Here is a 21,342-nt window from a genome sequence, read left to right as displayed (position 1 = left end):
GCCGTAGCTCGAAGAGAAGGCGGAAGCGTAACCCGCCAATCCGCCTTAGGCGACATCAATGCCCGGCCGCGCGTTTTGCAGCAGCATTGTTCAATACGATCAGCGCGTCGACGGCGACGCCCGTTTTGGTGTTGATCAGGAACGGGTTGACGTCGATCGAGGCGATCCGGTCGCCGGCATCTGCGATCAGGTTGGACAAGCCGACCAGCGCTTTCACCGCGGAGGCCTCGTGCAAGGCCGGCTTGCCGCGATAACCGCGCATCTTGATACCGGCCTTGGTGCGGCCGATCAGGAGCCGGGCCTCGGCCTCGTCCAGCGGTGCGCCGGCGAGCGCGACGTCCTTCATCAGCTCGATGTCGATGCCGCCGGTGCCGAACAGCACGACCGGCCCCATCTCGGCATCGAGCGAGGCGCCGACCACGAGCTCGAGATCGGCCTTGACCTGCTGCGCGATCAGGATGCCGTCGAGCTTCGGCTTGCCCTTCAGCTTCGCCACCCGCGCGGTGATGTCGGCGAATGCCTGCTTCACCTCCGCGGCGCTGTTGAGATTCAGCACCACGCCGCCGATGTCGGATTTGTGCAGGATCTCGGCGCTGACGACTTTTGCCACGACCGGGAAACCGATCTGCTTCGCGATCTTCGCGGCGTCCGCCGCCGTCTGCGCAATCGCTTCCTTCGAGACTGGAATGCCATAGGCCTTCAGCAGCTTCTTCGAGGCGACCTCGTCGAGCGCGGCACCGCTCGCCGATTTCAGCGCCTTCTCCAGCACGGCGCGGGCGGCAGGCTTCGAGCTCGAGGCGATGTCGGGCACTGCCTTGCGCAGCTTCGCATAGTCGAGCAGCGATTTGATCGCGGTCACCGCGCGGTCCATGCCCTGCATGACCGCGAGATGCGGCAGCGATTTGCGCAAGCCTTTGGTGAATTCGGTGAAGCCGACCGACATCGCGCTGATGTAGATCACCGGCTTGCCGGCCCGGCTCGCCATCCCATCGACGATGCGCAGATTGCGCTCGCGCAACTCGTGCGGCGCCTTGGGCAGTTCGGCATCGATGATGACGATGTCGATATCGGGGTCGTCGATCATCAGCTCGATCGACTTCATGTAGACGGAGGGATCGACCACCGCGGCAAAGCCGGCATCGAGCGGATTGCCCACGATCGAGCCCGGCCCGAGCATCTTCGCCAGTTCGGAGCCGACGTGCGGGCTCAGCGGCGCAAAGTTCAGGCCTTCCGCATAGAAGGCGTCAAGCAGCATGCCGCGCTTGCCGCCCGATAGTGTGACCGCGGCGAGCCGGTCGCCCTTGGGCACGGCCGCGTGAACGAAGCATTCGGTGGTCTCGATCAGCTCGTCGAGCCCGCCAACCCGGATCACGCCTTCACGGGTCGCGATGGCGTCGAACGTCTCGATCGAGCCTGCGAGCGCACCGGTGTGCGCCATCGCCGCCGCGCGGCCGCCCTCGGACGAACCGAGCTTGAGTGCGATGACCGGCTTGCTTGCGGCGCGCGCGGCCTTGCAGGCGTCGCGAAACGCCTTGGTGTTGCGCACGCCTTCGAGGTAGACCACGATCACCTTGATGCTCGGATCCTCGGCGAAATAGCGCATCAGGTCCGGCGTCTCGAGCCCGGCCTCGTTGCCGGTCGTCACCATGTAGCCGACCCCGACGCCGCGATCGTCCAGCGCCTGCCGGATCGCCATGACGATGGCGCCGGATTGCCCGGCGATCGCCACCGCACCCTGTTCCATGGTGACGACGCGGTCGTCGATATTGGTGAAGAGCTTTTCGCCCGCGCTCAGATTGCCGAGGCAGTTCGGGCCGGTGACGGCGAGCCCCGTTTCGCGTATCGCGGCTTGCAATTCGGCAGCGAGCTTCTGGCTCTCCTCATCCTGTAACTCGCTGAAGCCCGAGGTGACGATGGTGGCCGAGCGCGCGCCGGCCGCGGCGGCGTCGCGGATCACCTGCACGGCAAAGCGCGCGGGCACCAGCACCAGCACGTGATCGGGCTTTTCCGGGAGGCTCGCAAAATCCTTGTAGCAGGGCACGCCCCAGACGGTGTCGCGCTTGGCGTTGACCGGATAGAGCCCGCCCTCGTAGCCGTACTTGACGAGGTTGTTCCAGATGCGCTCGGCATAATTGCCGGGCTTGTCGGTCGCGCCCACCAGCACGATGTTGTGCGGGTGCAGCATGGCGTGGATGCCCTTGACGACATCGCTGGCATCGGGCGCTGGAGACCATGGACGCGGAGAAACAGACGCAGCAGGTACCTGGGCTTCCATGGCGCTTTACCTCTTGTTCTTGTTGCAGCGCCCTGTCTTGCGCCGGCGTCTGGCGGGGCTGATCGTGATGGCTCCATGCCGCGTGGCGGAATGCTGCGTGCTTCGCGACAAGGCTAGCATCACCAGACTTTTGGCGAAAGTGCGAACGATCGGACGACGTGCCACGACTGCGTGACGCATTCTTTCAAATGGTGATCACGCCTCTGCTATCGTTCAGTAATGCAGCAGGCGCAGCTTGTAGGCGTAGTGATACGCCAACTGCTTCGCGAGATAGGAAGCGATGGCGCGCCGGATCTGCATCTGCGTCGGATCGAAGCCGAGAACGCGGCGCCGCAGGATGCCCATCTCCCTGACGCCGAGCGCGTAGGTCGAAGCCGTCTTCTGTGCATCATGGATGCGGAAGCAGGCGAGAAATCGCGGCAGGCGCACGAACTTGAATTCCGCGGCTTGCGCGCGCAGGATGAAATCCCAGTCCATCGCGTAGTGGAAGCTCTCGTCGATGGGCCCGATCCTCTCCCACACGCGCTTGCGCCAGAACATCGTCTCCTGCGGGATGTAGTCGGCATATTGCAAAGCCTTGCCGTCATGAGGCGGCAGCACGGCGCGTCCGACCTCGAGCCCCTCGCGATCGACGAAAACGCGATGGCCGTAGACGATGTCGACATCGGGATGCGACATGAAGTAGTCGGCGACATAGGCGAGCGCTCCGGGCAGCAGCATGTCATCGCTGTTGAGGTAAGCCATGATCTCGCAATCGGCACCGGCGAAGCCGAGATTGATGGCGTTCGACTGCCCCTTGTCCGGCTCGCTCGTCCAGCTGATGCTCTCACCTCGGCTCTTCAGGAGATCGATCGTGCCGTCGATCGAGGCGCCGTCCTGCACGTGATAAGTCAGCTTCGGATAGTTCTGACTGACGATGCTCTCGATCGTGGCGTCGAGATATTGCGCATGATTGTAGCTTGGCGTGACCATCGTGATCCGCGGCGCATTCGCCGGGATCGCAGGCGCAGGCGGGAAGACAGTCAGGTTGAGCAGGCGCGGCGGATATTGCTCGAAGGTCCACATCGGCGGTCGTCGCCAGAGGCTCCGCAGCGAGGATCGTCTCTGTCCGGCAGCAATGAGGTCCTGATTCCGTTCCAGGAGCGCGACACGATTTTCGAGTTGCTCCAGCCGCTGTTCGAGGCGCTGCCTAAACTCGTCGTCCATTACAGGTTGTCCTGAAAATTACAGCGTCAAAAGATCAATCGGCTGTTCTTACAGGTCTATGGGAGACGACGCCAGTTCAGCGGCCCGATCAAGCGCGGTTCCCCGGCTGTTCGGCGCGGTCTCTATCGATCCCCGATGGCCGATTGCGAACCGCTATTCACCTGTTTCGATCAAGGTGGCATGCAGGGTGTAGCGCTCGGGTCCGGGCGTGACGGCGTCGAAGGGCCAGCAGGTTGTGAGCACCAGTTCGACATCCTGCGTCGCGGGATCGATGCCGGACTCATCGAAGCGAACCACAGCGGAGGAATCCGCCCGATAGCGAAAGTGCTTTCCGTCACGGCGTGTGACATCGATTACGTCACCAATGGCGACATTCCGCAGGAAGCGGAAATGTGTATCGCGGTGCGCGGCATATACCGCAACGCCGCGCTCGCCGGCATCAGCCGTTTGGTGGATATGGCCGGGTCCGAACGCGAGGGCCTGGCCGCTGGTACCTTCCAGCACGATCGCGCTGGCCCCGATTCGCTTCACCTCGATCCGCGCGACCGGCCAGGTGTCGGCCCAAGACCATGGCTTGACCACGCCGCCGGTCGTAACGCTCCTGTCGAACGCGCGCTCCAGCAGCACCTGGGCGAGCCATGCCTTGGCATGGATGTAGGCGCCGTCGCCGAACAGGATGAGGCCGACAAGTGCAACAGCGAGGGGGGAGATGAAGCGGGGCATAATGGTCCTTCCCCCGTCATTGCGAGCGAAGCGAAGCAATCCAGACCGTCTCCGTGGCGGCAGTCTGGATTGCTTCGTCGCTTCGCTCCTCGCAATGACGGCTGATAAAAAGACGCGCGCGGCCGTTGGTATGGGACGGGCAGCCGCGCGCGCTAACAGAGGAGTTCGGGGGGCTCCTCTCTCAAGCGGCGTCAGTGAGCAAGGGCTGACGCCGGTTGAACACGTACAGGATCAGGGCGAGCACGATCAGGATGAAACCTGCGATCATCTTGAGCTCGGCTGAGGTCGCGGTCTTCGGTAGGCGGATCGCATCCGGCGCGGCGGGCGTCGGCCGCCTCGTCGCCGGCTGGTTGCGCGCATCCGCATGGCGTTCGCGCAATTGTGTGGGCGTCAGATGCGGTCGCTCGCCAAAGACCTTCTCGAAATCCCAACCGGCCGGCAGGTTGAGCGGCAGCTCGCTGAGCTTGAGCGGCGCGCCCTCGTGGCGGCTCGGCGTCTTATCGACCGCGACCAGGCTGGTGAGCCGCGTGACGATCTGATGGTCGAGCGCCAGCGCGAGGATCGCCTTGTCGGAGTCTTCGGGCGTCATCTCGCGCATGGTGCGCGCAACCTCGGCGTCGCCGATCTTGCGCTTGGCCCAGAGTTTTGACAGGCCCTTGCCTTCGGCGGCGTTTTGCAGCGGCAGCGTCACCGACCACGGGCGGTCGCCGACACGTCCCTTGATCTCGAGCGAGCCGGCGAGCTTGTCGAGCTTTGCCGCCAGCACCAGCGGTTCGTCGCGATAGACGTCGGGAATGATCGCAGGCGTCACGTCTGCCTTGGCATCGGAGAACTTTACGCTGAGCCCGGTCACCGCGGGGTTCTCCAGCTTGGCGAACAGGCCGCGCATGCGCTCCTCGACCTGCTCGACGGAGCCGATATGGGTGAAGGCCCCACGGCCGAGCTCGGCGGCGCGTGTCATCAGATAGGTGTTGGGCGCGGATCCGATGCCGACCATGAACACGCGCGAGCGGCCCCGCATCGCAGTGACCGTTTCGAACAATTGCTGTTCGTTGCCGATCGCGCCGTCGGTCAGGAACACCACCTGGCGGACCATGCTGGTGTCGCCAGCCTTGTCGGTCAGCGCGGCGCGCATCGCCGGCACCATCTCGGTGCCGCCGCGGGCCTGTAATCCATTCACGAAACCGAGTGCTTCGCCGAGATGCGCGGGGTCGGCCGGCACGGAGGTCGAGAACAGCACGTCCATGGTGTCGTCGAAACGGATCACATTGAAACGGTCATTCGGCTGGAGGCGGCCGAGGGCATAGAGTAGGCTCGCCTTGGCCTGAACGATCGACGTACCGCCCATCGAGCCGGAATTGTCGATCACGAACACGACCTCGCGCGGCAGCGGCTTTTGCGTCGCCTGCTCGGCGCTGGGCGGGGAGACGAAGGCGAGCAAATAATCGGCATCGCCGATACGCTCGCGGAACAGCCCAACGGACGGTGCCTTCTCCGCGGCCGGCTTCCAGGTCAGCTCGAAATCGCGGTCGGCGGCCACCGCGCCGTCAGCGAGCGTGACGATTCGCGTCGCATTGTCCGGGCTCTCGACCTTGACGTTATGGTGGTGACTCCTGACCTCGCCAAGCGCGAAGCCTGCCTTCAGGCGCACCGTGATGCTGGTCGGATTGACCGGCACGTTTCTGGCGGGATCCAGCACCGGCGGCGAGATACGGTCGCGGTCCGGCACCGGCTCCGAATTGGTCGCGCCCCAGCCCGAGCCGTCCTTGCGGAAGTCGACGCTCTGCACGATCGGTGCCGGATTGTAGCGCGGCCCGACCACCAGCGGCAGCCGCAGCGAATATTCATTGCCGGATTGATGCACCGGCTCCTGATATTCGATCTGCACCAGCACGGTTTCGCCGGGACCGATATTGGCGACCGAATTGGTGAAGATGTTCGGCCGCTCCTGCTCCGTGAGCGCGGCCTTCTGGCCGGCACGGCGCGCCTGCTCGTAGATCACCCGTGCCTGCTGCCGTTCCTTGATGTCGCCGATGATGACGCGGTCGCCGACCACCAACTTCAGCGTGTCGACGGCGCCGCCGGTGGGAAGCGGATAAACGTAGGTCGCCTCGACCCAGTCCTTGGTCGGATTGCGGAAGACCTGGGTGACGCGGGCGCGCAGCGTCGGGCCTGACACCGTGATGTCGACGTCGATGCCGAGGCGGATCGCCTCCGTGTAGGCGCCGTCCTCCTTCAGGAGAAGGGTGCCGGATTTGGCATCGCCGGGCTGGAGCAGGCTGGCCTGCTCCGTCGTCGCCGACCATCCGGGCTCAAGACTCACGAGCAGGGCCACGAAGGCAACCAGCATCACCGCGATGCCCTGCACCAGCAGAAACAATCCGAGCTTGATCAGCCGCCCCAACATGGGGTGCTCGTCGCCGTCGGCTGTGTCGTAGCTATCCATTTCGCCTGCTCCCGAAGGGTGTTCGCTGGCTCGGAGCATCCGTCGGGAGCGCCTGAATGCGCGAGCAGAATGATCGGCAATGTTCCGCCGCGGCCGGCCCCGGCAGGCCAAGGCCGGGATCGCCAAGTACGGTTTTGTGCTGGCTTGTCCGCCCTGCTAGACTTGCGTCCGTGGAGCAGGGTTGACGATGCAGACGCAGGATAAAGTCACCGACAGGCAGCTTTCGGACGAGCAGAGCCGCGAGATCGCGGAGACCATTCGCGAGGAACTCGCCAGGCGCCGGATGTCCCGGCAGGCGTTGGCCGAGCAGGCCAAGCTCAGCCTGTCGACGCTGGAGAAGGTGCTCGGCGGCCGGCGGCCGTTCACGCTGGCAACGACCGTGCGGCTGGAGCAGGCGCTGGGCGTCTCCTTGCGCAAAAGCGCCGCCGTGGTGACGCCTCCGGCCGCAAACGATGTCGCGCCCGACAGCCTCGGCTCCTATGCGCATCGCGCGGTGACCTGGCTCGAGGACGTCTACATCACGCTGCGGCCGTCCTTCGGCGACAAGGATGCGATCTTCGCCTATCGCACCGAGATCGTCTGGGAGCCGAAGGTGTCCTCACTGGTGTTCCGCGAGGGCGAGCGAACCGACGCCGCCTATGAGCACACCGGCGAGGTTGCGGTGCCGCATCAGTCCGGCTTCATCTATCTCGTCATCATCAAGCACGGCCAGCATCGCGTGATCACGGTGTCGCGGCCGACGGTTGCCGGCGAGATGTACGGCATCATCTCGACGCTCCGCGCCGGACCCGGCTCGCAACTGACGCCGATCGCAGCGCCGATCGCCTATGTGCCGCTCCGCAATGTCGCGAAGCCGTCCCTGGGACGGGTCGGCCCCGACGATGCCAACCACGCATTGTATGGAAAGCATCTGCGCCGCACGGTGGAGGAATCGTTCGCGTTGTTTCTGTCGGTATAGTCCGCGAGAAAGAGTCCGGAATGGCGTCGCGTGCGTCTATAAGGGAACATGCAGGACGTGCCCGCACCATACGGCGGTGAATCTCCGCTGTTCTCCATCATCATCCCGCTGGAACATCACCGCGGGCAGTGGGAGCTGTCCTGGCTCGGCTGGACGTCGCAGACCGCCGACAAATCGCTTTACGAAATCATTCTGGTGGTGCCGCCTGATTTCGAGGCACTCAACGAGCTGAAGGCGCTGGCCGGCGGCAAAGCGCGCCTCGAATTCACCAATTCGGACCATGACATCGGGCTCTGCGCCTTCGGCGCCGCCAAGGCCCGCGGCAAATATCTGTTCTTTACGGAGTCGCATTGCCGGCCCGAGCCTGACGTGATGGAGGCCTGCATCCGCGCGATCGACGCGCGTCCCGACTGGGCGGGGTTCTCCTGTCAGTCGGTGCCGATCTGCCATAACCGGCTGTCCGTGGCGGAGGCCGCCATGTACCAGGCCGACATCGAGTTCGGCATGAAGCAGCATCCCTGGCGCAAGGTACTGGACCAGTGCTTCGTGACGCGGCGCGACGTCTATTGGGAATGCGGCGGCCTGCGCGAGGAGCTCGGCCATTTCGCCGAATGGGTGCTCGCCGCCGCGTATCACGCGAGGGGCCATACGATCGGCTATCTCGAGGAGGCGCGCTTCCATCACTACTATATCGGCGAAATCGGCGAGCTGAAGACATTCACGCTCGATTTCGTGCAGGGCGAGATCCGCTATCTCAGCGAAGCACGCGATGATCCCGGCAGCGAGCTGCTCGAAACTCCGATCGAGTGGAGCAGCCGCGGCGATTTCAACGTCGCGCTGGCGCGCAGCGCCCTTGCTGCACGGATGCGCGCCGGCCGCGTGACAAGCGAAGGCCTGCAGGCGATCGGGCGTTGGTGCGCGATCGCACTGGCCGGCGACCGCCTTGCGCTTGGTCTTGCACGTTTGGCGGCAGGCTATGCGCGCTGCAGCCTGACCCTGCTCACCATGGGCGGCTCTCGCGGCAGCATCGCGCGCTGGCTGAAGCGTTATATCGCCGCGCTGATCCACTATCAGCGCCTCTATTGCATCCGTGGCATTCGGGGGAGCCTTGGCGGAGCTGCGCAGAGTCTCGGCGATCAGATGGTCGCACAGGCCGGCTTCCATGCCTGGGAGGTCTGGCAGGGCCGCAGCTTCCGCTGGAGCGAGCCGGAAGCCGCCTTGCGGATCGAGGCGCCGCCGGGGCGCACCATCATTCGGATCGCGTCGCCGGAGATTCGCGGGCCGCTGGATCGGATCGGCGTGCAGTTCTATCTCGACGGCGTGCGCGTTGCGGATGCCGCGACCGCGATCGACGCGGATGCCTTCGTTCTTCAGCTCGATCTGCCGCCATCGGGCGGGGCGATGCTGGCATGGGCATGTCCGCGTTTTGCGGCCATCGATGACCCGCGCCGGCTCGGCCTGCCGGTCGCGGGGATCGACGTCAGTGCAGGCGAAGACGTCAGCTGCACGTCTCCGCCCGTTGCTGCGATGCGTGGCTAGCCGCCCGTTTCGGCGCTGATGATGTCGCCGAACAGCTCCCACTGGCCCTTCTTGAACCGCCACATCTTGAGCTGCTCGATCGGCGCGAAGTCCGTGGCCGAGGTGTTGATCTTGATCCCCGGGATCAGCGTGTCAGGGACGAAGTCCTTGAGGCTCGAGGCCTGCTTCATCACGTTCTCACGGGTCAGATTGTCACCCGACTGCTTCAGCACCTGCACCATCGTCTGGGCCGCGGCATAGGCGTACACCAGATTGGCATCCGAGATGTTCGCGCCGGGCATGTACTTGTCGATGAAGGTCATGAACTTCTTCATGCCCTCGTCGTCCTTCCACTGCGGGTCCGACGCATCCTTCAGATAGCCGGCCGACAACACGCCTTCGGATGCCTCGAGGCCGGCCGGCTTCATCACCGCGCCGATCGACACCGAGACGTCGGTCATCAGGTGCATCGGCCTCCACTCCAGCTCCGCGATCTTCTTGATGGCCTGCGCCGCGAATTTCGGGGTCGCGATGTTCACGAAGACATCGGCGCCGGTGCCCTTGAGTTTGACGATATGGGCGTCGATCGACGGCTCCGAGGTCTCGTAGCTCTCCTCGGCCACGATCAGCTTCGATGCCTTGTCGCCGAACACGTCCTTGATGCCGGCGAGGTAGTCCTTGCCGAAATCGTCGTTGGCATAGAAGATCGCGACCTTCGCGTCCGGCTTCTCCTTCAGAATGTATTTTGCGAAGATCTGTGCCTCGACCCGGTAGCTCGGCTGGAAGCCCATGGTCCAGGGAAAGTTCTTCGGGTCGTTCCACTTGCTCGCGCCGGTGGCGAGGAAGAGCTGCGGCACTTTCTTGGAATTGTGATATTTCTGCACGGCGGTCTGGGTCGGCGTGCCCAGCGCGTTGAACACCAGGAAGACCTCGTCGCTCTCGATCAGCTTGCGGATCTGCTCCACGGTCTTCGGCGGCGAGTAGCCGTCGTCATAGGAGATCCAGTTGATCTTGCGGCCGTTGATGCCGCCCTGGTCGTTGATCATCTTGAAATAGGCTTCCTCGGTCTTGCCGATGATGCCGTAAGCGGAGGCGGGACCGGAATAGGCCTCGACATTGCCGATCTTGATCTCGGTGTCGGTGACGCCGGTGTCGTACGCCTTCTGCGCATACGCGGACGGGGTCGCAAGCAGCGTCAACGCCGTTGCTGCGGCAAGCAGGGGGAGTTTCTTGTTCATGAAAATTCCTTGGGGTTTTCTTTGCGGTTTCTTCTGGGTTGGAGCAGGCACGTCAGAAACGAAGAAGCGCCCGCAAGGGGCGCTTTGATCAGGTGTTGGCGACTTTCTTGTCGACTTCGGACGCCACCGAGAATTCTTTCCGCAACGTCGGCTTGTGGATCTTGCCGGTGGCGTTGCGCGGCAGCGCATCGACGAAGCGCACCTGTCGCGGGCATTTGAAGCGCGCGAGATTGGCCGCGCAGTGCGCAAAGACAGCCGCCTCGGTCAGCCGCTGACCGGGCTTGGCTGCGACGATGGCGAGGCCTACCTCGCCCCATTGCGGATCGGGAATGCCGATCACGGCGGCTTCCGCGATCGCGGTGAGCTGATGCAGGATGTTCTCGACCTCGGCCGGATAGACGTTCTCGCCGCCCGAGATGTACATGTCCTTCCAGCGGTCGACGATATAGTAGAAGCCTTCCTCGTCGACGCGCGTCGCATCGCCGGTGTGCAGCCAGCCGTCGGTGAAGGATGTCTTGTTCGCCTCAGGCCTGTTCCAGTAGCCCGGCGTGATGTTCGGGCCCTTGACCCAGAGCTCGCCGAGTTCGCCGACATCGGCATCGCTGCCGTCGGGTCGCACGATCCGCACCTCGGTGTGCAGCACCGGCTTGCCGGCCGAGCCCGCCTTGCGCGCCGCATCCTCGCGATCAAGCACCAGCACGGCGGGCGAGGTCTCGGTCATGCCGTAGCCCTGCTGGAGCGCGACGCCGCGCGCCTCCCAGACTTTGAGCAGCGGCACCGGCATCGGCGCGCCGCCGACACCGCAGACGATCAGCCGGGTCAGGTCAGTTGTCGCGAAGGCCGGATGCTGCGCCATGAACTGGTAGATCGCGGGCACGCCGAAGAACACGTTGATGCCCTGCGCGGGATCGTTGATCAGGCCGAGCGCCGTGCCGGGATCGAAGGCGCGCATGATCATCACGGTGCCGCCGGCATGCAGCACCGGGTTGGTGTAGCAATTGAGCCCGCCGGTGTGGAACAGCGGCAGCACGGTCAGCAGCACCGAGGCCGGCCCGATGCAGGCGGGGCCGCCGAGATTGACGCAATTCCAGAAGGTCATGCCATGGGTGATGGTCGCGCCCTTGGGATGGCCCGTGGTGCCCGACGTGTACATGATGGTCGAGACGTCATCGAGCGTGACCTCCTCGGCGCGGGCGAGCGGCTTGGCGGACGCGATGCCGGTCTCGTAAGCGCCGCCGGGGCCGAGCAGCAGGCTGCTCGCGACGTTGCAGAGTTTTGCGACGCTCAGCGCGGTCTCGGCCAGGTCAGTGTCGTGGATCATCACCTTCGGCGCGCAATCGCCGGTGATGAACTGAAGCTCGGGAACGGTGAGGCGGGTGTTCAGCGGCACGAAGACGGCGCCGAGCCGTCCGCAGGCGAACTGCACCTCCAGCGTATCGGTCGTGTTCAGCGCCAGCACGGCGACGCGGTCACCGCGCGACACCTTGAGAGTGTCACGGAGAAATCCGGCCAGGCGCGAGACGCGGGCATCGAGCTGCGAATAGGTGAAGCGGCGCTCGCTCGCGAGGTCGATGACCGCGACCTTGTCAGGCGTACGGCGGCCGTGATGGACGATCCAGTCGTAATAACGAACGGCCAAAATCCCTCCCTCGGCGGTCTTGTGCCGCCTGCGTCCCTATTTGCCGGGCACCATGCCCGGCGTGGCCCTGGGGCCAGCCGGAGTTTGTGCGCACGTCTTTTTTTGCCCCGGAGTTGGCCTGCGGGGGGCGAAAATCGTCTTGCGTTGAGTTGCTAGGCATGGCTGCGCGTGGAGTGGTTCCCCCGGTCAGCCACTCTGCGCAAGTGAACGGCAGATGTTCCGGCCATGGTGGCCAACACGAATCCGCCAGCAGGGCGAGACGACGATGAAGAGCCCGTTCTATACCACCGAGCATGACGCCTTCCGCGAGGTGATGCGCCGCTTTGTCGACAAGGAGATCACGCCCTTTGCCCATGAATGGGACGAGGCCGGCGAATTTCCCCGCGTGCTCTATCGCAAGGCGGCCGAGATTGGCCTGTTGGGGCTCGGATTCCCCGAGGAATATGGCGGGATCGCCGCCGACCAGTTTATGAAGATCGTGGCGAGCCAGGAATTGGCGCGTGCCGGGGCCGGCGGGGTCAGCGCCAGCCTGATGAGCCACACCATCGGCTCGCCGCCGATCGCGCGGGCGGCGCGCCCGGAGGTCAAGGCACGCGTGCTGCCGCAGGTGCTGTCGGGCGAGAAGATCTCCGCGTTGGCGATCACCGAGCCGGGCGGCGGCTCCGACGTCGCGAACCTCCGCACCAGGGCGCGGCGCGATGGCGATCACTACGTCGTGACCGGCGAGAAGACCTTCATCACCTCAGGGATGCGCGCCGATTATCTGACCGTTGCGGTGCGTACCGGCGGCGAGGGCGCCGGCGGCGTCAGCCTGCTCCTGATCGAGGGTGACACGCCCGGCCTGTCACGGACGAAACTGAAGAAGATGGGCTGGTGGGCCTCCGACACCGCGACGCTGCATTTCGACGAGTGCCGCGTGCCGGCCGAAAACCTGATCGGCGAGGAGGGCCAGGGCTTCAAGATCATCATGCGGAATTTCAATAGCGAGCGCATGGGCATGGCGGCGGGCTGCACCGCCTTTGCGCGGGTCTGCCTCGACGAGGCGATCGCCTACGCCAAGGAGCGCAAGACTTTTGGCAAGCCGCTCGCCCAGCACCAGGTCATCCGTCACAAGATCGTCGACATGGCGCAGAAGGTCGCGGCATCCCAGTCGATGCTGGAAATGCTGGCCTGGCGGCTGGAGCAGGGCGAGAGCCCGATCGCCGAGATCTGCATGATGAAGAACCAGGCCACGCAAACCATGGCGTTCTGCGCCTCGGAAGCCGTGCAGATCTTCGGCGGCGCCGGCTTCATGCGCGGCATCAAGGCCGAGCGCATCTACCGCGAGGTCAAGGTCAACGCCATCGGCGGCGGCACCGAGGAGATCATGAAGGATCTGGCCTCAAGGCAGATGGGGTTGTGAACGCCCCACCGTCATACCCGGGCATAGCCGTCCGCAGGACGGCGTCGCTTCCGCTCGCCTATGTCCCGGGCATCCACGTTCTTGCTGCCGGCTGACGAAGACGTGGATGGCCGGGACAAGCCCGGCCATGACGAGCACATTAGAGATACCGAGAGCTGAGCTGACAAAAATGCTATTCACCGCCGACCACGACGACATCCGCCGTTCCCTGCAAAAATTCATCGCCAACGAGATCAATCCTCATGTCGATGACTGGGAGAAGGCCGACATCTTCCCGGCGCATGAGCTGTTCAAGAAGATGGGCAGCCTCGGTTTCCTCGGCTTGAACAAGCCGGTCGAGTTCGGCGGCTCCGGCCTCGACTATTCCTATGCGCTGATGATGGCGGAGGAGCTTGGCGCCATCACCTGCGGCGGCGTGCCGATGGCGATCGGGGTGCAGACCGACATGGCGACGCCGGCGCTGGCGCGGTTCGGTTCGGACGAGGTGCGGCGCGAATTCCTCAGTCCGTCGATATCAGGCGATTACGTCGCCTGCATCGGCGTTTCCGAGCCCGGTGCGGGTTCGGACGTTGCCTCGATCAAGACAAATGCACGCTCCGACGGCGACGACTACGTCATCAATGGCGGCAAGATGTGGATCACCAACGGCACCCAGGCCGACTGGATCTGTCTGCTCGCCAACACCGGCGATGGGCCGGTTCATCGCAACAAGTCGTTGATCTGCGTGCCCATGAAGAGCAAGGGCGTCACGGTGGCACGAAAGCTCGACAAGATGGGCATGCGCTCCTCGGACACCGCGCAGATCTTTTTCGACAATGTCCGCGTGCCCAAGCGCAACCGGATCGGCGAGGAAGGCAAGGGCTTTACCTACCAGATGATCCAGTTCCAGGAGGAACGGCTCTGGGGCGCGGCGGCCTGCCTGAAGGCGCACGAATACATCATCGATCAGACCATCGAATACACCCGCAACCGCAAGGCCTTCGGGAAGTCGATCCTCGACAACCAGGTCGTGCACTTCAAGCTCGCGGAGATGCAGACCGAAGTCGAGCTGTTGCGCGCGCTGATCTATCGCGCCGCCGAGCAACTCGTGGCCGGCGAGGACGTGACCAAGCTTGCGACCATGGCCAAGCTCAAAGCCGGCCGGCTCGGCCGCGAGCTCACCGACGCCTGCTTGCAATATTGGGGCGGAATGGGCTTTACCAACGAGACGCCGGTCAGCCGTGCCTATCGCGACAGCCGCCTGACCTCGATCGGCGGCGGTGCTGACGAGGTCATGCTGATGGTCCTGTGCAAGATGATGGGCACGCTGCCCGGCAGTAAAGGTATTTCCTGATGATCACGCTCTATCACTGCGACGCCGCGCGCTCGTTCCGTCCGCTCTGGATGCTGGAGGAGATGGGGCTTCCGTATGAATTGAAGATGCTGCCGTTCCCGCCGCGGGTCTTCGCCAAGGAGTACCTTGCGCTCAATCCGCTCGGCACCATTCCCTTCATGGTCGACGGCGAGACGAAGATGACCGAGTCCTCCGGCATCTGCCATTACCTCGGCATCAGGCACGGACCGACGCCGTTGATGGTCGGACCCGAAGATCCCGCCTATGGCGCGTTCCTGAACTGGATGTATTTCAGCGATGCCACGTTAACCTTCCCGCAGACGCTGGTGCTCCGATACACCCAGCTCGAGCCGGAGGAGCGCCGCAATCCGCAGGTCGCAGGCGACTATGCGAAATGGTTCTTGGGGCGCCTGCGCGCGGTCGAGGCAGCGACGGCCAATGCCGAAACATTGTGCGCAGGCCGCTTCACCGCCGCTGACATTGTCATCGGCTACGCGCTCCGGCTCGCCAACAATGTCGGGCTCGCCAAGGATTTCGGGCCAAATGTCGCAGCCTATTGGGCGCGGCTGCAGCAGCGCGACGGATTCAAGCGCGCGGTTGCCGCGGAGCTGAAGGCCGGCGTCGAGCAGAATGTTGCGCCGCGCGTGAGGGCGTAAGGGAGGCTGTCATTCCGGGCGATGCGAGGCGTCGAACCCGGAATCTCGCGCAGCAATCTCCAGGTTCCGGTTTCGGTCCGGCGGACCGCCCCGGAACAATAACGCATGTCTCCATGACAGCGCTATCGCGCCGTGACAGCGCCCAAATTTCCGCTAAGGTGACCTCCGTCCGCAGCGGCCAAAGAGCCGCGCGAGGAGGATCCCAATGGAAGATAACGGTCGCGAATCCGACCATCTGATGCTGATCACGCCGGAGCGGGTATTCTATGCCGGCCTGCTCGGCCGCCCGCGCAAGCGCACCCCCGGCTGCTGCCACGTCTATGTCGCGGTGAAGGGCAGCCTGCATCTGACGATCGACGACGTTCTCGCCACCGGCGAGCTGTTCGTGACCCTGCCGAACCAGCGGCATTCCATCGCCAGCGACTACCGCACTGCAATCAGCGTGACGCTCGAGCCGGAAAGCATGCCGGACGGCGTAATCGAGGCCCTGGCCGAGCGGCTGACCGGACCTGACCGGGCCGTCTATGCCCGCAAGATCCTCGCCGCCTACACGCTGCTGCGCCAGCGCCGCTATGGCGACATCACCACCGCCGAATTCGACGAGATGTGCTTTGGCGAGGCGTTGCCGCGTCGCGTGCTCGATCCGCGCGTGATGCGCGCCGTCGCCCGCATCGGCCGCTTCTCCGGCGAGCCGGTGACGGCGGATACGTGCGCCACCGAAGCGGGGCTCTCGGCCTCGCGCTTCCTGCATCTGTTCAAGGAGGAGACCGGCATCTCGTTCCGCTCCTTCCGCGCCTGGAAGCGTGCGCGGCATTTGCTGCACTTCGCCAACCAGGACCTCAATCTCGCCCACCTCGCGCAGGACATCGGCTATCCCGACTCCACCCATTTCAGCCATTCGATCCGCCGCTTCTATGGATTGAAACCGCGCGCGATCTTCGTCGGCTCGCGCGACCTCGCGATCTACCGCAGCACCGAGACGGTGAGGCTCGCGGAGGCGAGTTAGGCGCGCTCTCGTAGGGTGGGCAAAGCGAAAGCGTGCCCACCATCTTCGTTCAGCGCCAAGATATGGTGGGCACGGCGCGAGAGCGCCTTTGCCCACCCTACGATAGCCGTGCCTTCCAGCTTCTCCGCGCAAGAAGCCGCATGCCGCTCATCACATGATCGCAAGCGTTGAATTCTCAACGTGCGAGACATTTTTGGCATGAGCGACAAGGCCGTCATCACCTGCGCGCTGAACGGCGTGCTCACCGACCCGAAGCAGCACAACGTGCCTGTGACGCCCGAGCAGATGGCACGCGAAGCCAAGGCTGCGTTCGATGCCGGCGCCAGCATCATGCACATCCATCTGCGCCAGCAGGCGCCGGACAAGGGACATCTGCCGTCCTGGGACGTGAGTGTCAGCAAGGAGATTCAGCAGGCAATCCGCGAGGCCTGCCCCGGCGTCATCATCAATCACACCTCGGGCGTCTCAGGGCCGAACTACAGCGGCGCGCTCGACTGCATCCGCGAGACCAGGCCGGAGATCGCGGCCTGCAATGCCGGCTCGCTGAACTATCTGAAGGTGAAAGCCGACAACACCTGGGCCTGGCCGCCGATGATGTTCGACAACGCGGTCGAGAAGGTGAAGGACTATCTCGACGTGATGAACGCGGTCGGGACCATCCCCGAGTTCGAATGTTTCGACGTCGGCATCGTCCGCTGTGTCGGCATGTATCACCAGGTCGGCATGTACAAGGGCCCGCTCGAATATAACTTCGTGATGGGCGTTGCCTCCGGCATGCCGTCCGATCCTGATCTGCTGCCGATCCTGATCAAGCTGAAACGGCCCGAGGCGCATTTCCAGGTCACCGCGATCGGTCGCGAAGAGATCTGGCCGCTGCACCAGCGCTGCGCCGAGCTCGGCGGCCACCTGCGCACGGGTTTGGAGGATGCCTTCTATCTCGCCGACGGCAAGAAGGTGACGTCGAACGGCCAGTTGATCGAGGCCATCGCCGCCTGCGCCCGCCGTGCGGGCCGCGAGATCGCAAGCCCCGCCGAGGCGCGGAAGATCTTTGGGACGAATAGGTAAGGTATCGCCTCAACCGTCATTGCGAGTGAAGCGAAGCAATCCAGGGTCTTTCCGCGGTGACGGTCTGGATTGCTTCGTCGCTTCGCTCCTCGCAGTGACGAGCAGGATAGAGTTATGTCCATTCTCGACAACACTATTTCTCCCGGCAGCGCCAGCTACCACGCCAATCGCGACGGCATGCTCGCGCTGATCGACCGCATGCGCGCGCTGGAAGAGCGCACGCGTGAGGCGTCGGCGGCGGCAAAGGATCGCTTCCACAAGCGCGGCCAGCTGCTGCCGCGCGAACGCGTCGCGCTGGTGCTCGATCCCGGCGCGCCCTTCATCGAGCTGTCGACGCTCGCCGGTTACATGTTCGACGTATCAGATGCGAACAAGAGCGTGCCCGGCGGCGGCGTCATCGCCGGCATCGGCTTCGTCTCCGGCGTCCGCTGCATGGTCAGCGCCAATGACGCCGGCATCGATGCCGGTGCGCTCCAGCCTTACGGCCTCGACAAGACGCTGCGGGTGCAGGAGCTCGCGCTGGAGAACAAGCTGCCCTACGTCCAGCTCGTCGAAAGCGCCGGGGCCAATCTGCTGCGCTACCGCGTCGAGGACTTTGTCCGTGGCGGCAACATCTTTCGCAATCTCGCGCGGCTCTCGGCGGCGGGGCTGCCGGTCGTCACCGTCACGCACGGCTCGTCCACCGCGGGCGGCGCCTACCAGACCGGCCTGTCCGATTACATCGTCATGGTCCGCGGCCGCACCCGCGCCTTCCTTGCCGGGCCGCCGCTGCTGAAGGCCGCGACAGGCGAGATCGCGACCGAGGAAGAGCTTGGCGGTGCCGAGATGCACACGCAGGTCTCCGGCCTCGGCGATTATCTCGCGGAGGACGACCGCGATGCGCTGCGCATCGCGCGCGAGATCATGGCGGCGCTGGAATGGGAGCGGCCGGGCCGAGCGGTTTCACAGTTCAAACCGCCGCGCTACGACCAGGACGAGCTGCTCGGTATCATGCCGATGGACCACAAGCGCACCGTCGACATGAAGCAGGTGATCGCGCGTATCGTCGACGATTCCGACTTCACCGAGATGGCGCCCAATTACGGCCCCGCCACCGTCTGCGGTCACGCCCGCATCGAAGGCCAGGCGATCGGCATCATCACCAACAACGGCCCGCTCGATCCCGCCGGCGCCAACAAGGCGACGCATTTCATCCAGGCCTGCTGCCAGACCCGCACGCCGATCCTCTATCTCAACAACACCACCGGCTACATGGTGGGCAAGGCCTATGAAGAAGCCGGCATGATCAAGCACGGCTCCAAGATGATCCAGGCGGTGACCTCGGCGACGGTGCCGCAGATCACCATCTACTGCGGCGCCTCGTTCGGCGCCGGCAATTACGGCATGTGTGGCCGCGGCTTCCATCCGCGCTTCTGCTTCTCCTGGCCAAACGCCAAGACAGCAGTGATGGGCGGCGAGCAGGCCGCCGAGACCATGGCGATCGTGACCGAGGCCGCCGCAGCACGGCGCGGCAAGCCGGTCGAGAAAGAAAAGCTCGACGCGATGAAGGCGCAGATCATCGGCGTGTTCGACGGCCAGATGGACGTGTTCTCGACCAGCGCGCGCGTGCTCGACGACGGCGTGATCGATCCGCGCGACACCCGTGCGGTGCTGTCCGAGGTGCTCGCGATCTGCCGCGAGGGCGATGCGCGCACCCCTCAGCGCATGCAATTCTCGGTGGCCCGCCCATGAGGAACGGATCAGTGCAGCACCGGCCGTTCTTCAGGGTTTTGGTTGCCAATCGCGGCGAGATCGCGCTGCGCGTGATGCGCAGTGCGCGGCAGCTCGGCCTCGGCGTCGTTGCGGTCTATTCGGATGCCGATCGCGATGCGCTCCATGTACGGCAGGCCGACCAGGCCGTGCGCATCGGCGAAGCCCTGCCGGCGCAATCCTATCTCAACATTCCCGCGATCATCGCCGCGGCCAAGGCGAGCGGCGCGGATGCCGTGCATCCCGGCTATGGCTTCCTCGCCGAGAACGAGGAGTTTGCACAAGCGTGCAAGGATGCGGGCCTCGTCTTCATCGGTCCCTCGCCGCAGGCGATCGAGGCCATGGGTAACAAGGCCGGCGCCAAGGAGATCATGAAGAAGGCCGGCGTGCCCTGCGTGCCCGGCTATCAGGGCGCCGACCAAACCGACGAGGTCATGCTCGCGGAAGCCAGGAAGATTGGCTTCCCCGTGATGATCAAGGCGGTTGCGGGCGGCGGCGGACGCGGCATGCGGCTCGTTACCGATGCCGCATCCTTCCCCGATGCGCTGCGCAGTGCGCGGTCGGAGGCGAAGGCCGCGTTCGGAGATCCCACGGTCATCCTCGAACGTGCCATCCAGAATCCCCGACACATCGAGATCCAGGTGTTCGGCGACAGCCACGGCAACGCCATCCATCTCGGCGAGCGCGACTGCTCGGTGCAGCGGCGACATCAAAAGCTGATCGAGGAGGCACCATCGCCGGCGGTCACGCCGGAGCTGCGCGCGAAAATGGGCGAGGTCGCTGTCGCCGCGGTGAGGGCATTGCGTTACGAGGGCGCCGGCACGCTGGAGTTCCTGCTCGACGCCAGCGGCGAATTCTACTTCATGGAGATGAACACGCGCCTCCAGGTCGAGCATCCCGTCACCGAGGCGATCACCGGGCTCGATCTCGTCGAGCTGCAGCTGCGTGTCGCGCGTGGCGAGCCTCTGCCGGTGAAGCAGCAGGACATCCGATTCTCGGGCCATGCCATCGAGGTGCGGCTGTGCTCGGAAGATGCCGCGCAGGATTTCATGCCGCAGTCCGGCCGCATGGCGCGCTGGCAGGTGCCTGACAGCATCCGCGTCGAGCACGCGCTGCAATCGGGCGCGGAGATCCCGCCGTTCTACGATTCCATGATCGCAAAGGTGATCAGCCATGGCGCGACACGCGAGGAGGCGAGGGGGCGGCTGATCGTCGGCCTGGAGCAACTCACTGCGTTTGGCGTGACCACCAACCAAGCATTTCTGATGTCCTGCCTGCGCCATCCCGGATTTGCCAGGGGCGAGGCGACGACAGCCTTCATCGGCGCACATCGCGCCGAACTGTTGGCGCCGCCGGCGAATGCTGCATTCGATACGGCGCTGGCGGGCCTGCTGCTCTATGTCACCAATCCGCGCGCGCCGTCATGGCAAGGTGGCCGGAGCCTGGCGGCAACATTTCCGTTAACGGCGAAAGTCGAGATCGCCAGCCACACCCACGAGCTCGAAGTCACGCGTGAGCGCAGTGGCGGCTACATCGTCGCCGCCGACGGCCGTCAGGACAAGTTCGAGATCGACCAGCTCGATCCCGACGCCATCCGCTTCCGCCACGACGGCGTGATGGACAGCGCAAAATTCCTGCGCGACGGCGACCGGCTCTACCTCCAGCATCGCGGCATCCCGCTTGCGGTCACCGACCTCACCCTCGCCGCACCGAAGGCGGCCGCAACCAACGGCGGCGATGGCAAAGTCCGCGCCGCCATGAACGGCCGCGTCGTCGCCGTGCTGGTCAAGCCCGGCGACCGCGTCACCGCCGGTCAAGCGGTGATGACCCTGGAAGCAATGAAGATGGAGCACGTCCACAAGGCCGGCATCGACGGCGTGGTCGCCGCGATCGACGTCGCCGAAGGCGAGCAGGTCACGACGGGCAGGATCGTCGCGGAGATTGCGGCGGGGTAGCCTCTCTCCGTCATTGCGAGCGAAGCGAAGCAATCCAGTCTGCATCCGCAGAAGCACTCTGGATTGCTTCGCTGCGCTCGCAATGACGATGGGGAGAGATGCCGTCTCAAACGCGACTCGCCGCCGTGGCTGCACGCGGGCGTCCCAATAAATCCAAATAATTCCAATATGAT

General features: G+C 64.6%; 15 protein-coding genes. 9 read left to right on the top strand and 6 right to left on the bottom strand.

Annotated features, from left to right (window positions below):
* Positions 1–55: 55 nt before the first annotated feature.
* From AB7290_RS41845 to AB7290_RS41830, 4 genes are all read right to left on the bottom strand, one after another.
* Positions 56–2,275, bottom strand: coding sequence for an acetate--CoA ligase family protein (locus AB7290_RS41845; RefSeq protein ID WP_085404017.1), 2,220 nt, complete (start codon positions 2,273–2,275; stop codon positions 56–58).
* 213 nt (positions 2,276–2,488) lie between these two features.
* Complete coding sequence (locus AB7290_RS41840; RefSeq protein ID WP_085404016.1) at positions 2,489–3,481, bottom strand: glycosyltransferase family 2 protein; 993 nt, start codon at positions 3,479–3,481, stop codon at positions 2,489–2,491.
* Between the two features lie 153 nt (positions 3,482–3,634).
* Positions 3,635–4,204, bottom strand: coding sequence for a class GN sortase (locus tag AB7290_RS41835; RefSeq protein WP_085404015.1), 570 nt, complete (start codon positions 4,202–4,204; stop codon positions 3,635–3,637).
* A 181-nt stretch (positions 4,205–4,385) separates the two neighbouring features.
* Positions 4,386–6,650, bottom strand: coding sequence for a marine proteobacterial sortase target protein (locus tag AB7290_RS41830; protein ID WP_085404014.1), 2,265 nt, complete (start codon positions 6,648–6,650; stop codon positions 4,386–4,388).
* A gap of 187 nt (positions 6,651–6,837) precedes the next feature.
* On the opposite strand from AB7290_RS41830, the gene AB7290_RS41825 reads away from it, so the two are divergent.
* Positions 6,838–7,608: a helix-turn-helix domain-containing protein gene (locus AB7290_RS41825; RefSeq protein ID WP_085404013.1), complete on the top strand. Its 771-nt coding sequence runs from the start codon at positions 6,838–6,840 to the stop codon at positions 7,606–7,608.
* A gap of 48 nt (positions 7,609–7,656) precedes the next feature.
* Positions 7,657–9,147 carry a glycosyltransferase family 2 protein gene (locus tag AB7290_RS41820; RefSeq protein ID WP_085404012.1) on the top strand — a complete coding sequence of 497 codons (1,491 nt, stop codon included), beginning with the start codon at positions 7,657–7,659 and terminating at the stop codon, positions 9,145–9,147.
* Here the strand turns inward: AB7290_RS41820 and AB7290_RS41815 are convergent.
* Both AB7290_RS41815 and AB7290_RS41810 read right to left on the bottom strand, forming a co-directional pair.
* The gene (locus tag AB7290_RS41815; RefSeq protein WP_085404011.1) at positions 9,144–10,364 is read right to left on the bottom strand and encodes an ABC transporter substrate-binding protein; all 1,221 of its coding nucleotides are present in this window, start codon (positions 10,362–10,364) and stop codon (positions 9,144–9,146) included. The genes AB7290_RS41820 and AB7290_RS41815 overlap by 4 nt on opposite strands.
* Before the next feature lie 88 nt (positions 10,365–10,452).
* The gene (locus AB7290_RS41810) at positions 10,453–12,003 is read right to left on the bottom strand and encodes an acyl-CoA synthetase (RefSeq protein ID WP_085404010.1); all 1,551 of its coding nucleotides are present in this window, start codon (positions 12,001–12,003) and stop codon (positions 10,453–10,455) included.
* Positions 12,004–12,268: 265 nt separating this feature from the next.
* On the opposite strand from AB7290_RS41810, the gene AB7290_RS41805 reads away from it, so the two are divergent.
* From AB7290_RS41805 to AB7290_RS41775, 7 genes are all read left to right on the top strand, one after another.
* Positions 12,269–13,405 carry an acyl-CoA dehydrogenase family protein gene (locus AB7290_RS41805; protein ID WP_085404009.1) on the top strand — a complete coding sequence of 379 codons (1,137 nt, stop codon included), beginning with the start codon at positions 12,269–12,271 and terminating at the stop codon, positions 13,403–13,405.
* A 169-nt stretch (positions 13,406–13,574) separates the two neighbouring features.
* Positions 13,575–14,738 carry an acyl-CoA dehydrogenase family protein gene (locus tag AB7290_RS41800; protein ID WP_085404008.1) on the top strand — a complete coding sequence of 388 codons (1,164 nt, stop codon included), beginning with the start codon at positions 13,575–13,577 and terminating at the stop codon, positions 14,736–14,738.
* Complete coding sequence (locus tag AB7290_RS41795) at positions 14,738–15,394, top strand: glutathione S-transferase family protein (protein ID WP_085404007.1); 657 nt, start codon at positions 14,738–14,740, stop codon at positions 15,392–15,394. Before AB7290_RS41800 ends, AB7290_RS41795 begins: the two co-directional genes overlap by 1 nt.
* A 205-nt stretch (positions 15,395–15,599) precedes the next feature.
* Positions 15,600–16,400, top strand: coding sequence for a helix-turn-helix domain-containing protein (locus tag AB7290_RS41790; RefSeq protein WP_085404006.1), 801 nt, complete (start codon positions 15,600–15,602; stop codon positions 16,398–16,400).
* A 198-nt stretch (positions 16,401–16,598) separates the two neighbouring features.
* Positions 16,599–17,465 carry a 3-keto-5-aminohexanoate cleavage protein gene (locus tag AB7290_RS41785; protein WP_028155241.1) on the top strand — a complete coding sequence of 289 codons (867 nt, stop codon included), beginning with the start codon at positions 16,599–16,601 and terminating at the stop codon, positions 17,463–17,465.
* Positions 17,466–17,579: 114 nt separating this feature from the next.
* Positions 17,580–19,196: an acyl-CoA carboxylase subunit beta gene (locus tag AB7290_RS41780; RefSeq protein ID WP_085404005.1), complete on the top strand. Its 1,617-nt coding sequence runs from the start codon at positions 17,580–17,582 to the stop codon at positions 19,194–19,196.
* Complete coding sequence (locus AB7290_RS41775) at positions 19,193–21,169, top strand: acetyl/propionyl/methylcrotonyl-CoA carboxylase subunit alpha (protein WP_085404004.1); 1,977 nt, start codon at positions 19,193–19,195, stop codon at positions 21,167–21,169. The genes AB7290_RS41780 and AB7290_RS41775 overlap by 4 nt, the downstream gene beginning before the upstream one ends.
* Positions 21,170–21,342: the final 173 nt, after the last annotated feature.

Source organism: Bradyrhizobium sp. 613_E4_N2_2, assembly GCF_052075995.1.
Taxonomy (GTDB): Bacteria; Pseudomonadota; Alphaproteobacteria; order Rhizobiales; family Xanthobacteraceae; genus Bradyrhizobium; species Bradyrhizobium barranii.
Note: the sequence above shows the minus strand (reverse complement) of the source record. Positions and strands in the feature narration are given on the sequence as shown.